Annotated in this window: 13 protein-coding genes; 1 reads left to right on the forward strand and 12 read right to left on the reverse strand. The window is 38.3% G+C overall.

Annotated elements, in window-relative coordinates:
• The first annotated feature begins 273 nt into the window (after positions 1-273).
• Positions 274-876: a glycerol-3-phosphate 1-O-acyltransferase PlsY gene (plsY, locus tag NY10_RS03035; RefSeq protein WP_058920218.1), complete on the forward strand. Its 603-nt coding sequence runs from the start codon at positions 274-276 to the stop codon at positions 874-876.
• Between the two features lie 59 nt (positions 877-935).
• Here plsY and NY10_RS03040 read toward each other — a convergent pair whose 3' ends face one another.
• From NY10_RS03040 to NY10_RS03095, 12 genes are all read right to left on the reverse strand, one after another.
• On the reverse strand, positions 936-1,814 hold the full coding sequence (locus tag NY10_RS03040) for an aldose 1-epimerase family protein (protein ID WP_058918606.1): 879 nt from the start codon (positions 1,812-1,814) through the stop codon (positions 936-938).
• 39 nt (positions 1,815-1,853) lie between these two features.
• Complete coding sequence (codY, locus tag NY10_RS03045) at positions 1,854-2,663, reverse strand: GTP-sensing pleiotropic transcriptional regulator CodY (RefSeq protein WP_058918607.1); 810 nt, start codon at positions 2,661-2,663, stop codon at positions 1,854-1,856.
• Between the two features lie 20 nt (positions 2,664-2,683).
• Positions 2,684-4,102, reverse strand: coding sequence for an ATP-dependent protease ATPase subunit HslU (gene hslU, locus NY10_RS03050; protein WP_058920219.1), 1,419 nt, complete (start codon positions 4,100-4,102; stop codon positions 2,684-2,686).
• Between the two features lie 15 nt (positions 4,103-4,117).
• A complete protein-coding gene (gene hslV, locus NY10_RS03055) occupies positions 4,118-4,657 on the reverse strand; it encodes an ATP-dependent protease subunit HslV (protein ID WP_058918608.1) in 540 nt (179 codons plus the stop codon).
• Positions 4,658-4,690: 33 nt separating this feature from the next.
• Entirely contained in the window at positions 4,691-5,590 is a 900-nt protein-coding gene (xerC, locus tag NY10_RS03060) for a tyrosine recombinase XerC (protein ID WP_058918609.1), read from the reverse strand.
• Positions 5,591-5,763: 173 nt separating this feature from the next.
• Entirely contained in the window at positions 5,764-7,839 is a 2,076-nt protein-coding gene (gene topA / locus NY10_RS03065) for a type I DNA topoisomerase (protein ID WP_058918610.1), read from the reverse strand.
• Between the two features lie 239 nt (positions 7,840-8,078).
• Positions 8,079-8,948: a DNA-processing protein DprA gene (gene dprA / locus NY10_RS03070; RefSeq protein ID WP_058918611.1), complete on the reverse strand. Its 870-nt coding sequence runs from the start codon at positions 8,946-8,948 to the stop codon at positions 8,079-8,081.
• 160 nt (positions 8,949-9,108) lie between these two features.
• Positions 9,109-9,888 carry a ribonuclease HII gene (rnhB, locus tag NY10_RS03075; protein WP_058918612.1) on the reverse strand — a complete coding sequence of 260 codons (780 nt, stop codon included), beginning with the start codon at positions 9,886-9,888 and terminating at the stop codon, positions 9,109-9,111.
• Position 9,889: 1 nt separating this feature from the next.
• Positions 9,890-10,759, reverse strand: a complete 870-nt coding sequence (ylqF, locus tag NY10_RS03080; RefSeq protein ID WP_058918613.1) for a ribosome biogenesis GTPase YlqF — start codon at positions 10,757-10,759, stop codon at positions 9,890-9,892.
• A gap of 81 nt (positions 10,760-10,840) precedes the next feature.
• Positions 10,841-11,494, reverse strand: coding sequence for a signal peptidase I (gene lepB / locus NY10_RS03085; RefSeq protein ID WP_058918614.1), 654 nt, complete (start codon positions 11,492-11,494; stop codon positions 10,841-10,843).
• A gap of 27 nt (positions 11,495-11,521) precedes the next feature.
• Positions 11,522-12,067 carry a signal peptidase I gene (lepB, locus tag NY10_RS03090; RefSeq protein WP_058918615.1) on the reverse strand — a complete coding sequence of 182 codons (546 nt, stop codon included), beginning with the start codon at positions 12,065-12,067 and terminating at the stop codon, positions 11,522-11,524.
• 167 nt (positions 12,068-12,234) lie between these two features.
• A complete protein-coding gene (locus NY10_RS03095; protein ID WP_058918616.1) occupies positions 12,235-13,689 on the reverse strand; it encodes a S41 family peptidase in 1,455 nt (484 codons plus the stop codon).
• Positions 13,690-13,767: the final 78 nt, after the last annotated feature.

Consider the following 13,767-nt stretch of genomic DNA (forward strand, 5'->3'; position numbering starts at 1 on the left):
AATCGCTATTTCTGTAAAAAAAGGGAAAGTATGTTCGCATTCAAAAAATGCACATCTCCTGCTTTACTATTAAACTAGTTCTCATAGTAAAACGCAAGAGGCAACTTAATTTCAATTCTTTTGCAACCGTTAAACAATGCTCTCTCTATAATTTGGTTCAGCTTTATTCAATCGATTTTAACTAGCCTTACAGTAGAATAAGTGGTAAAATATGGCTTATCGGCAATCAAGTTGCTGAGTTAGGAGTGAGTGAAGTTGGTAAAAATTATACTCATGTTTATTACAGCCTACCTCTTAGGTTCTATACCATCTGGAGTGTGGTTAGGTAAAAAACTATATAAAAAAGATATTCGTAATTATGGCAGTGGAAATTCAGGAACCACTAATACGTTTCGTGTATTAGGCGTAAAAGCTGGCATACTTGTATTGCTAGCAGACGTTTTAAAAGGAACATTAGCAGCGAGTTTGCCCTACTTAGTGCATTCTGATTTGAATCCAATGGTATTAGGCCTAGGAGCCATCCTAGGACACACATTCCCAATATTCGCTGAATTCAAAGGCGGAAAAGCAGTCGCTACCAGCGCAGGGGTTCTTCTGGCATACAATCCGACTTTTTTTATTTTCTGCGTGGTTTTATTTTTAGTGATTTTATTCTTTTCACGGATGGTCAGTTTTTCAAGTATGCTGGCCTTACTGATTATAACGCCGTCAACCCTTTTGACAAACGATTGGATTTTAACAACGATTGCCGCTGTCTTGACTGTTTTTATCATCTATCGTCACAAAGATAATATCAAAAGAATCCGTAACGGAACAGAAAGCAAAGTTCCATTTGGATTTGGTTATAAAAAAGATTCGTCTCAAACAAAAAAGTAATCCTCAACAAATCAAACGCCTGACAGATTTTTATCTGTCAGGCGTTTTTTTGCACTAAATCAATCAACAGCGATTTCATAGTGGCAATTAAATTGTTCAGCCGGAGCCAGGTGTTGAATACCTAGCTTTTCTGTTAATTGTCCAGTTGCATCAAGTGAATCTGCCACTCCAAACCATGGTTCAATACAAACAAACGGAGCTTCTTGTTTAGGAGGAGACCAAATACCAACGTATGGAAATCCTTCTAACGTTACGGCTACTTTATGCTTGGTTTTGTCTGATTGGATAGAAAATGTATTTTTCCTTTTAGTTTCGTAAATCAATGCATCTTGATCAAATAAAGCTCTTTTTAAAGCGATATCCGTATTGGTTTGAGCTAATGTACGGTTTTCGAGATCTAGATAAGGCCCTTCTAAAGGGATAAGCGTTCTAGAACGCTTAGGTGAAAAGTTCAAATAGTAATCTTCAAAAACGGTCTCTGAGGTTAGAGGAACGTTAAACCCTGGATGGCCTCCAATTGAAAAATACATTTCTTCTTGTTGATTTAAGTTTTCAACTAAATAACCAACATCAAGAGTTTGGTTTTCTAAACGATAAGTAATCGTTAAACGAAAATCAAAAGGATACTTTTCTTTAGTAGAAGGATCGGCTGATAATTGTAAAGCTACTGCTGTTTCACTTTGTTGGGTTATATTAAAAGGGTAGTCTCTTGCAAAACCGTGTTGTGACATCGAGTATCGTTTGTTCTTGTATTCATATTGATCGTCTTTTAATCGTCCGACGATTGGAAATAAAACCGGTGCTTGTCTATTCCAAAAAGCAGGGTCGCCTTGCCATAAGTACTCAATACCCGTTTCTTTATTTCTTAGACTCGTTAATTCTGCACCTTTTTCAGAAATAGTAACAATTAAGTTTTGGTTTTCTAATTTAATACTCATTGATATCCCCCTTTAATCCCGTTTCTTTATTATTGGTTGTCAGTAAGCCCATTCTTTATCTAAAGCCTCGATAAACTTGGTATTATGGATACGAATATACGTCCCTTTCATTCCAAGTGATTTAGATTCGATGATGCCGCCAGATTCTAATTTTCTTAAGGCATTAACAATCACCGAACGTGTGATTCCGATCTTATCCGCTACATTCGAAGCAGTCAGCCGTCCTTCTAAGCCGCCCAATTCTTCAAAAATAGCTTTGACAGCCTTCAATTCACTATAAGACAATGTTTTAATGGCAATTTGGACATTAGCCGAATCTCTAGCTTCTTCTTCGATTTGAGTAGATTTCTTATAGATAATTTCAATCCCCACAACCGTCGCTGCATGTTCTCCTAATATCAGATCATCATCATCAAATTGAGGAGCTAAGCGGGCTAAAATCAACGTCCCTAATCGTTCACCAGCTGCATAGATAGGAATAACAGTGGTTAACCCATCTGTAAACAAATCGCGCGTTTCAATAGGAAAGACTGTATAGTCGCTTTCAATACCAATATTGGTACGTGTTTCCTTAATTTCGAGCATGCTTAAAGCATACTCAAGCGGAAACTTCTTAGCATCCAGCATTTCTTTGACTCGTTCGTTGTTGATTTCATGCTTTTCGGTATAGCCGAGTAGATTACCGGCTTCATCGATCAAATAAGTATTGGCATTTAAAACGTCTCCTAAGATAACAGCCATATCAGTAAAGGGCAAATTCCCTTCTTCTATCGAGCCGTTGCTTACTACGCCGCCTTTTTTTTGAAGCATGTTATTGATTTTACGCATTTTTTGAAGTAAACCACTCATGTTCTTCCTCCAAATAGTTATTATAGAATGTACCGGCTTAAATCCTTGTCTTCCACAATATGCTCAATTTTTTCAGTGACATAATTTTTAGTAATGGTGATTTCGCCCATTTGCATATCTGGTGCTTCAAACAATAGGTCTTCTAATAATTTTTCTAAAATAGTGTGCAAACGACGCGCACCAATATTGTCGGTTTCATGGTTTACACGATAAGCGATATCGGCTAATTGCTCAATGGCTTCAAAAGTAAACGTTACATCAATATTATCTGTCCTCAACATAGCAACATATTGTTTGATCAAAGCATTATTAGGCTCTGTTAAAATTTTAACAAAATCTTCTTTCGTTAAATCATCCAATTCAACACGAATTGGAAAACGTCCTTGTAATTCAGGAATCAAATCGCTTGGTTTCGAAACATGGAAAGCTCCTGAAGCAATAAACAAAATATGATCAGTATGAATCGTACCGTATTTTGTCGATACTTGTGATCCTTCAACGATCGGCAGAATATCTCGTTGGACTCCTTCGCGAGAAACCTCTCCGGAATTGCTGCCTTTAGATGTGATTTTATCAATCTCGTCAATAAAAATAATACCGGAATCTTGCGCCAAACGAATGGCTTCAGAATGGATGTCTTCACGGTTTACTAATTTTTCTGATTCTTCTTGAATCAAGATTTCAATGGCTTCTTTAACCGTTACAGAACGTTTCACTTTATTTTTAGGACGCATTGCTCCTAACGTTTCATTCAAATCAATTCCCATTTGTTCTAGACCAGCGTTCATAGGGGAACTTTTAGCTTTTTTATTTTCCTCAACTTCGATCGTCACTTCTCTAGTGTCCAATAAACCATCACGAATTTGTTGTTTGATGGTTTCTCGATTGGTCGAGATGGCTTCAGTAACTTCTTCTTCCTCTTCTTCAGGATGTTTTGGTCCCACATTCATTCCCATGTTTTGGAACATAGCTTCAAAAGGATTACCTGATGCCGTTTCTTTTTTCTCTTTTTTAATGCCCGGAACTAAGATTTTAACCAGTCGATCAATAGCTTTTTTCTCGGCTTGTATATAAACGCTTGAATACTGGCGTTTTTCGACCAATCCAATAGCGGCTTCTACTAAGTCACGCACCATTGATTCAACGTCTCTTCCAATATAACCCACTTCAGTAAACTTCGTTGCTTCAACTTTAATAAAAGGTGCCTTAACGATTGTAGCTAGGCGGCGTGCAATCTCCGTCTTTCCTACACCCGTAGCTCCAATCATCAGCATATTTTTTGGTGTGATTTCTTTTTGCAGGTCTTCATCTAATTGTAAACGGCGATACCGGTTGCGCAATGCAACTGCAACAGATTTTTTAGCTTCTGTCTGGCCAATAATGTACTTGTCTAATTCATTCACAATTTCTCTTGGTGTCATATTTTCTAATGTATTCATCATTTCATCACGTCCTTATAATTCTTCGACAATAATATTATGGTTGGTAAAGACACAAATATCGGCAGCTACATTTAAACTCTCTTGTGCAATTTCAGCAGCTGTTAAATGATCTCCGTGTTTTTTTAAAGCTCGTCCTGCTGCAAGTGCAAAGTTTCCACCTGATCCAATCGCTAAGACACCATCATCTGGTTGGATGACTTCCCCACTTCCTGAAACCATTAACATCTCTTCTTTGTTCATGACAATCAGCAAGGCTTCTAATTTTTGAAGAGCTCGGTCAGTCCGCCATTCTTGCGCAAGTTCAACTGCTGCACGAGTTAGATTGCCTTTGTATTCGTTTAATTTTCCTTCGAATTTTTCTTCTAAAGTAAACGCGTCTGCTACACTTCCGGCAAACCCAACTAGTACTTCTCCATTATAGATGCGGCGTACTTTACGAGCCGTTCCTTTCATGATCACACTTTCGCCCATTGTCACTTGGCCATCGCCAGACATTGCACAAGAGCCGTTGTGTTGGATCGCAAAGATCGTTGTTGCGTGAAATGTTGTCATCGTTATTCCTCCATTGTTCAATCATTCTAGTTATCAGGCTCTAGGATGAAATTGACGGTAATTTTTTTGTAAATGTTCTTTGGTAACATGGGCATAAATTTGCGTAGACGATAAGCTGGCGTGTCCTAATAACTCTTGGACAGTTCGCATATCTGCTCCATTGTTTAATAAATGTGTAGCAAATGTATGCCTCAACATATGAGGATGAATATCTGCTGTCAAACTACTTTTTTTTATGATTTGATTTAAGACGTATTCAATACCGGATACAGATATCTGATCGCCATAATGATTCACAAACAGATAATCATGTTCTTTATGGTATTTAGCCATTAATACACTCCGACATTTTTCCAGGTATTCTTCGATCGCCACACTTGCGTAGTGTCCAAACGGCACATAACGTTCTTTATTGCCTTTCCCATGAATCAAAACAACGCTTAAATCAAAATCGATATCTTTTATGCTGATCCCTCTGCATTCGCTGACCCGTATCCCTGTACCATATAGAACTTCTAAAAGAGCTTCATTCCGAAAATCGAGCGGTTTATCGCCTTTAACGGTTTGAAATAGAGCTTCCATTTCTTTCTCATAAAAAAAACGCGGTAAACGAAGCGTTTTCTTTTTTAAATGTATATAAGAAAACGGATTTTCTGCAACCACATGGTTTTTTAAAAGAAATTGATAGAAAGCTCTTAAACTCGATATCTTTCTTGAAATTGTATTGCGGCTTAGCTCGCGTTCTGTTAGTTCGCCTAAAAAAATCCGAACATCTTGCAAGGTCACGGCTTCATATGCTGCATCGCCCGTTTCAAGCAAAAAATTCGAAAAATCAAGAATATCTTCTTCATAAGCTTTTTTGGTAAGTTCAGAGTAGTGACGTTCAGTGATCAAGTATTGTAAAAAAGTTGTTTTCAATTCATGATTATTCAAAAAAAGTCCCTCCACTCATATGACAAAGTTACTTTATCATAGAAGCAAAGGGATTACAATTGATTGTGTTTCAAACTTATCGAAATTTTAAACTATTCTGTCTTTTTTTAAAACCGCTGTTTATACCTGTTTAGTTCTTTTATCTTTCATCGGGAAAGCACAGCGCTGCTTTATTATTGTACTTCTTCTTTATACTCACAGTGACTGCAAATCACTTGCTTTTTCCCTTTAGTTTTCTTTTCAACTAAATAATGATCGCATTTTGGACAGTTTCTGCCAATCGGTTTATCCCATGAAACGAATTCGCAAGCTGGGTAACGATCACAACCATAAAACAACCGATTTTTCTTCGATTTCCGTTCAATCACTTGGCCTTCTTTACATGTCGGACAAGTGACGCCAATTTCTTTGACGATAGCTTTCGTATTGCGGCATTCAGGAAAATTACTGCAAGCATAAAACTTACCATACCGTCCTAGTTTGATGACCATTGGATGGCCACATAACTCACAATCGAAACCAGCAGGTTCATCTTTGATTTGGATTTTTTCAATGGTTTCTTCAGCTGTTTCAACTTCTTTAATAAACGGTTGATAGAAACGATCGATAACATTCACCCATTTTTCTTTACCCTCTTCGACAGCATCTAAGTCTTTTTCCATTTCTGCTGTAAAATGAGTATCAACGATTTGCGGGAAAAATTCAACGACTAAATTATTGACGATCATACCCAACTCGGTTGGTTCAAACCGCTTACTTTGCAACTTCACATAATATCTTTTTTGGATGGTATTAAGTGTTGGAGCATAGGTAGAAGGACGACCAACTCCATTTTCTTCCAGTGTCCGGATCAATGTTGCTTCAGAAAAGCGAGCTGGCGGTTGAGTAAAGTGCTGTTTCGGTTCAATGTCAACCGATTGAACACGGTCGCCTTTTTCCATCTCGGGTAAGATGTTTTCTTTTTCTTCTTTCCCGTCATCGGTTCCTTCCACATAAACTTTTTGATAACCAGGGAACTTAAGTGTTGAACCATTTGCTCTAAACAGAATGGCATTTTGAACAATATCAACTTTTACTGTATCAAAAACTGCAGGGGTCATTTGACTAGCAACTAACCGTGACCAGATAAGATTGTAGAGTTTATATTGATCCTTTGTCAAATGCTTTTCGATTTCTTTAGGTGTCCGCATCACGCTTGATGGTCGGATAGCTTCATGGGCATCTTGAGAACTAGCCGACTTTTTAGCTATACGGGGTTTTGAAGCAGAATACTCTGGTCCAAACTCTTTAGTGATGTATTCCGCAACTTCGTTCTTAGCAGATTCAGCGATCCGTGTAGAATCTGTCCGCATATAGGTAATCAAACCAACGGCTCCGCCACGCCCCAATGAGATCCCTTCATAAAGCTGCTGAGCGATCATCATGGTTTTTTGTGTTCTGAAATTTAATTTTCGTGCAGCTTCTTGTTGTAGAGTACTTGTTTTAAAAGGCAAAGCGGGATTACGTTTGCGTTCTTTTTTAGTTACTTTGGTAACGTCAAAATCATTGCCTTTGATTTCTTGAATCACTTTTTGAACATCCTCAGCATTGCCTAAATTCATTTTTTTGCCGTTTAAACCATAAAAATTGGCTTTGAATTTTTTGGTCCCTTTTTTAAAATTCCCAGCAATGCTCCAGTATTCTTCTGGTTTAAACTCATTGATCTCTGTTTCACGTTCACAAATAAGTTTTAAGGCAATCGATTGAACTCGTCCAGCACTAAGACCTTTTTTGACTTTCTTCCATAAAATAGGGCTAATCGTATAGCCTACTAAACGGTCTAAAATTCGGCGAGCCTGCTGTGAGTTTACCAATTCCATATCGATGGAACGGGGTTCTTTAAATGCACCTTTGACGGCTTCTTTTGTAATTTCATTAAAAACGACTCGATTTTTAGCTTCACTGTCTAATCCCAGAAGAAAGCTAAGGTGCCATGCGATAGCTTCTCCTTCTCTATCCGGGTCAGCTGCGAGGAAAACTTTTTCAGCCTTTTTAGCGTAACCTTTTAGTTCTTTTATTAGAGGCCCTTTTCCACGTATGGAAATGTATTCGGGTTCATAGTTATTTTCTACATCAATTGCCATGCGGCTTTTTGGCAAGTCACGAATATGACCTAGACTAGCAACAACTTTGTAGTTTTTTCCTAAATATTTTTCAATTGTTTTTGCTTTCGCAGGCGATTCTACAATCACCAGGTATTTATAGGCCAATGGAATGCTCCTTTCAAATGAGCTCTTATTTTCTATTTTCAGCACTTTCTTTGCTAAAAGAGAAATCGTTAATAATCTTATGCTATCTAAAGGCCCTTTGTCAACTATTGATATCTCCTCTTAAAAAACAGCTTCCTCAATGTTCTCTCTTAAATAGAAGAAAAAGAAGACTATTTTGATCTTATACTGAGTTCATTTGTATTCTATGAACCATCTAATGTTCTTTGCTAATGACTGTTTCAAAACGTTATTTCTTCTAAGATATGAGCAGCCGATAAGACACACTTAGCCCCATGCAAAATCAAATCATTTGTTCCTTCAACACCAGGATTGGTGATGTCTCCAGGTACAGCAAAAACTTCTCTTCCTTCTTGTAACGCTAGATTAGCTGTAATTAAACTTCCGCTACGGTATTTTGCTTCTATTACTAACGTCCCTAAAGACAAGCCGGCAATGATTCGATTTCTCATCGGAAAATGATGGCGTAATGGTTTGGCACCTAAAGGATATTCTGAAAGCAATAAATGCTCTTGACCGATTTTTTCTTGCAGTGCTTTGTGCTCATAAGGGTAAACACGATCCAAACCCGTTCCAACAACAGCAACCGTTTTTCCTTTTTCGCGCATTGTTTTTTGATGAACAGCACAATCGATTCCCTTGGCTAGTCCACTAACCATCACGATATCATTTTTAACCAACTCCGGCAGCAGTCGGTTTAAGACATTTTCACCATAAGCGCTACTCTTTCTGGACCCTACAACAGCTAATAACCGCTGCTCTAATAAAGATAGATCGCCTTGATAAAACAGCAAGACGGGTGGATTATAGATTTGTCTTAAATATTCAGGGTACTGATCATCTAAAATCGTTAGCCAACGGATATTTTTTGTTTGATAGCGTTGAAAAAGCAACTCTAGTTGAACGGCAGCATAGCTGTTTAAAAAAGTTTTTGTGTGTGCTGGAGTTAATTTTACATTTACGGACAACTCATAAGCAGATGAGTAAGGGTTATCTAGTAAGGCAGAAATCATACGTAGTTTACTGGCAGGTCCGATACCGCCACAATGCGATAAATGAAAAATCCTTTGATTTAGTAATTGTTTGTCCATCTTTTCTGCTCCTTCGTTTCATGGTCTATTTAGTCTGATGACAATCAGATTTATTATCCGCAAAGCAGAACTTCTTTATTTATTATTTATTATAATGAAGAGATCTCTATACGAAAAAAACTGAAGCTCATGTCTTTCATGAGCTTCAGTCGTGTGTTTATTAATAAAGTTGTAATCTATTTCGGACAGGTGCAAAAGAATGGCGATGAATCGGACAAACGCCTAACGTCTCCAAGCCTTCTAAATGCACTTTTGTGCCATAACCTGCATTTTGAGCAAACCCGTATCCTGGATAAAGGCGATCATACTCCGCCATCATCCGATCACGCGTCACTTTTGCAACGATACTTGCTGCGGCAATCGATAAACTTTTCGCATCTCCCTTGATGAGACTTTCTTGAGGAATCGAAGTTGGCAACTGCATAGCGTCAATCAGCAAATGCTCTGGAGCAATCGGCAATTTTTGAATAGCTTCAAGCATGGCTAATTTAGTTGCTTGGTAAATATTGACCTCGTCAATAACCGAATGCTCTTTCACCCCTATACCGATGGCTAAAGCTTTGGCTTGAATTTCATCAAATAATTGATCGCGTTTCTCGCTGGACAGCTGTTTTGAATCATTGATCTCTAAAACATGAAAATCCTGAGGCAAAATCACTGCTGCCGTAACAACTGGTCCAGCTAACGGACCACGGCCGACTTCATCGATTCCTGCGACAAACTGGATGCCATTAGCCCAAAGGTGTTTTTCAATTTGCAGCATTTTTTGATAATTTTCTTCTAATAATTGTTTTTTTTCAAGTCTTTTTTCCCAGGCTTTCAAAGCTGTGCCCACACCTTTTCGGGTATCTGCTTTGAGCGCTAAAAGGCGTTCATCAGAAGGATGCTCAATCGTTGTCAACAACTCTTTGACCGCCATAATGGACAGTGGCTTTTCCATGTTACTCTGCCCCTTTTTCTGGTATTGATACTGCAGGAACCGCATCTAATGTATAGCGCCCTACTTTTCCGCTTCTAATTTCATAGATGATCATCTCCGCAGCACGGCTATAATCCTCTCTAAATCCTCTTTTTTCGGTAATCAGCATCAACATTTCCGGCGAAGGCAAAACGATCTCTTCAGCGGTTAACTTATAACGATCAGCCAATTGTTCCGGGTAGTGCTGCTGCATTACTTCTATTCCATATAAAGCAATATCATCTAATTGCAAAATAGTATCTTTAATCGCTCCTGTTAAAGCCAGTTTTTTTCCAACTTCTGGGTCTTCAAATTTCGGCCAAAGAATTCCTGGAGTATCCAGTAAATCAAGTTCTTTGTTTAATCTTAGCCATTGCTGAGCTTTCGTTACGCCAGGTCTATTGCCTGTCTTAGCAATATTTTTCTTAACGAATCGATTGATCAGTGTAGATTTTCCGACGTTTGGTATTCCAATACTCATCGCCCGGATTGGACGTGGTTTTCGGCCTTGAGCAGCCATTCGATCAAATTTAGGTTTTAATAATCTCTTAGCTTCACTCATAACTTTTTTCATGCCAATACCTTCTTGCGCAACTATCGGAACGGCAGAAATCCCTTGTTTATTAAAGTAGCTGACCCATTTTTGAGTCAACGCCTCATCAGCTAAATCGCTTTTATTTAAAATAACTATCCGTGGTTTGTCGCCAATCAATTCATCCAGAATAGGATTACGGCTAGAAAGCGGAATCCTAGCATCTACTAATTCAAAAATAACATCTACTAACGTTAACTTTTCAGTCACTTGTCTTCTTGCTTTGGCCATATGGCCTGGAAACCATTGTATCGTTGTCATTGTATCGCTCCTTTTATTTCTTCAAAAAAAAAGGTGAAGAGCAGAATCGCTCCCCCTTTTTGATTTAATGCTTTTTTCTGCTTACTCTTTGATCATACCAAAGTCTTTTAAAGGCCAAATTCGGATATCTGTAGTGCCAGAAACCGTTTCTTTATCGATAAATCCAAAAGAACGACTGTCTTTAGAGTTCGTTCGGTTATCTCCCAATACAAAATAAGAATTTTCCGGAACTTTTTCCATCCCAGTCACCGAAGCCAACGTAAAGTTTTCGGTAAATGATTCGCCTGGAGCTAATTCTGATTTTGATTCCTCTAGGTAAGGTTCTGCTACGGCTTCTCCATTCACGTACAACGTCTCGTCCATTACCATGATTTCATCACCTGGCATCCCGATGACACGCTTAATGTATTGCTTTTCCGGATCATCTGGAGCAGGAAAAACAATTAAATCAAACCGTTCAGTCTCTTCAATTTTATTTAAAATCAAACGATCTTGGTCGTGAAGGGTCGGGTACATTGATTCTCCGTCGACACTAACCGGAACAAATAAAAAATGACGAATCAATAAAAAGATAATGACTGCTATAACGACATATAATAAAGTACTGAAGGCCTCTTCCAACCAAGTTTTCCTCTTTTTGTTTTTAGGTTTCTTACCCAAATTGTACTTTAAACGTCTAGGCTCAAACTGCTCTTCTTGAGCATCTCGACCATCCGAATAAGTTGTTTTATTCATTGACTACCACCACTACCTTCTATTAAATTATTGAACAATGGATAAACGCTGGAACGGAAAATAAATCATCGTTGTTTCACCGATAATAGCAGATGATGGGATAGACCCAAAATAACGACTATCATTACTAGATCGCCGATTGTCTCCTAAAACAAAATACTCGTCTTCCGGCACTGTTTTTTGGCCCGTCAGTTCTTCTAAAGTAAAATCAGAAGTCCAGGTTCCGCCAGCATGGTTTACGAAATCATTTTCCAGGAAAGGCTCTTCAATTGGACGATCATCAATGTACAATTGATCGTCTTCGTAACGCAATGTCTCATTAGGCAACCCAATGACACGTTTGACCAATGTTCGGTTGGAAGCATCTTTAAAGACAATCAAATCAAACCGATTAATATGATAAATTGTTTCTACGATAATCTGATCACTTTGTTGAAACGTTGGAATCATTGAAGAACCTTCAATCGTCATTGGTAAAAAAATGAAGTTTCGAAAAAAAGCTGTCAGGACCAGCGCTAATAAAAATGGTTTGACCCAATCCCATACTTGATTCCTCCAAGTTTTTTTTTCCATACTTGTCGCTCCAAACTAATCTATTTGACTCTATCATACAAGAAAACGTTGAAAATAACTATTCATTTCCTTAAAAAAATGCCTAATAAAAAAAGGAAGATTGCGTGTACCATCTTCCTTTCTTCTTTTTCTATTTTTAATTTTAATGAATGGTCGGCAACTAAACTTTAATTTTCTTCTAAATACTGAACGCCTTTTTCATATTGAGTATCGTTTTCTTTCATTAATTCTCTTAAGTCTGCAATCATTGCGGCAGCTGTTTCGCCTTCTACCACACCGTTTTCATCTAATTGATGACCTTTTTGAAATTCTTTTACGGCTTGTGTAGTCGTTTCGTCAAAATATCCGTCAATAGTACCGCTGGAGTAATCTAAAGCATCCAATATTTGTTCAACGTTTTTAACTTCAGCTGAAACATCACCTTGTTTGTATGTTTTAGTAGCATCTATCACCAAAAGTTTAGTGTATGCTGGCAAATCGACGGAAATAGTAGGCTCAATGCCTTTTTCATTGATCCATTCACCGTTAGGCGTTAACCATTTAGCGATCGTCAATTTTAATTCACTTTTATCAGAAAAACTAGCGACCGTTTGAACGGTTCCTTTTCCAAACGTTTTGGTTCCGATAATTTGCATATTGGCTGATTCTTTCAATGCTCCTGCTAAGATTTCCGAAGCACTCGCACTTCCTTCATCCACCAGTAAAACAGACGGTTCGGTAACTTTAAAATCGCCCATCGTTTTATCGTCGGCTACAATTTTGACCGCTTCTTGGTCACGTTCCTGAGTCTGCATAATGGTTGATCCCTCTTCAACAAACATATTGGAGATGCTTAATGCCCCATCTAATAGACCGCCGGGATTTTGTCTAACATCAAACACAAATGATGTTGCTCCCTGTTCTCTTAACTCTTTAACTGCTGTTACTAATTCATCATAAGTCGGATCTGAAAAACTAGTGATCGCAATATAGCCAATCGTTGGATCCGTTTCATCTAAATTGTATACCACTGTCTCCACTGGGATCGTGTCACGAGTAACGGTGACTTCGAATGTTTCCTCGCCTCTTTGGATGGTTAACACCACATCTGACCCTTTTTCTCCGCGAATGAATGAAACTGCTTCATTTAAGGTTAAACCGGTCAAATTTTTATCATCTGCTTTAAGCAATACATCATTTGGCTTCAAGCCGGCTTCTTCGGCTGGGGAACCCGCAATAGGGGAAACGATCATGATGGAATCGCCTTGTTTCATCACTTCTGCACCTATCCCTTCAAAAGAAGCTGATATCGTATCATTTAGTGAAGCTGATTCTGAAACGTCTAAATACTGTGTGTAAGGATCTCCAATGGCGTCTACCATGCCCGACAAAGCACCTTCGATCAACTGGTCTTCATCTACTTCTTGGTAATAATCTGTAGAAAGCTGATTGTAAACTGCTTCAATTTTTGAAAAAGTACCTGGGGTTTGTGCAGTTCCTTCTTCGGTTGGTGCCGTTTGTTCTGTTCGATCAGCAACAACATAAGTTCCTCCAATCGAAATGGCTGCTACAGCTAATAGAGAAATAAGATACGTTCCCATTCTCATTTTAATCTTTTTTTTCTTTTTCGGTTCTTCCTCCATACTGCAACTCCTCCCGCTCTCTTATTGAGATTGTAACTTACATGAAAACAAAAACCAACAAAACCAAGTTGATTTCGT

It is taken from the genome of Carnobacterium sp. CP1, assembly GCF_001483965.1.
Taxonomy (GTDB): Bacteria; Bacillota; Bacilli; order Lactobacillales; family Carnobacteriaceae; genus Carnobacterium_A; species Carnobacterium_A antarcticum.

Bases quoted from the DNA above. Each gene is read 5' to 3' on its own strand.
- dprA (WP_058918611.1), bottom strand. From the start codon at position 8,948: ATGGACAAACAATTACTAAATCAAAGGATTTTTCATTTATCGCATTGT.
- hslV (WP_058918608.1), bottom strand. From the start codon at position 4,657: ATGACAACATTTCACGCAACAACGATCTTTGCGATCCAACACAACGGC.
- NY10_RS03095 (WP_058918616.1), bottom strand. From the start codon at position 13,689: ATGGAGGAAGAACCGAAAAAGAAAAAAAAGATTAAAATGAGAATGGGA.
- lepB (WP_058918615.1), bottom strand. From the start codon at position 12,067: ATGGAAAAAAAAACTTGGAGGAATCAAGTATGGGATTGGGTCAAACCA.
- lepB (WP_058918614.1), bottom strand. From the start codon at position 11,494: ATGAATAAAACAACTTATTCGGATGGTCGAGATGCTCAAGAAGAGCAG.
- NY10_RS03040 (WP_058918606.1), bottom strand. From the start codon at position 1,814: ATGAGTATTAAATTAGAAAACCAAAACTTAATTGTTACTATTTCTGAA.
- plsY (WP_058920218.1), top strand. From the start codon at position 274: ATGTTTATTACAGCCTACCTCTTAGGTTCTATACCATCTGGAGTGTGG.
- ylqF (WP_058918613.1), bottom strand. From the start codon at position 10,759: ATGACAACGATACAATGGTTTCCAGGCCATATGGCCAAAGCAAGAAGA.
- rnhB (WP_058918612.1), bottom strand. From the start codon at position 9,888: ATGGAAAAGCCACTGTCCATTATGGCGGTCAAAGAGTTGTTGACAACG.
- hslU (WP_058920219.1), bottom strand. From the start codon at position 4,102: ATGAATACATTAGAAAATATGACACCAAGAGAAATTGTGAATGAATTA.
- codY (WP_058918607.1), bottom strand. From the start codon at position 2,663: ATGAGTGGTTTACTTCAAAAAATGCGTAAAATCAATAACATGCTTCAA.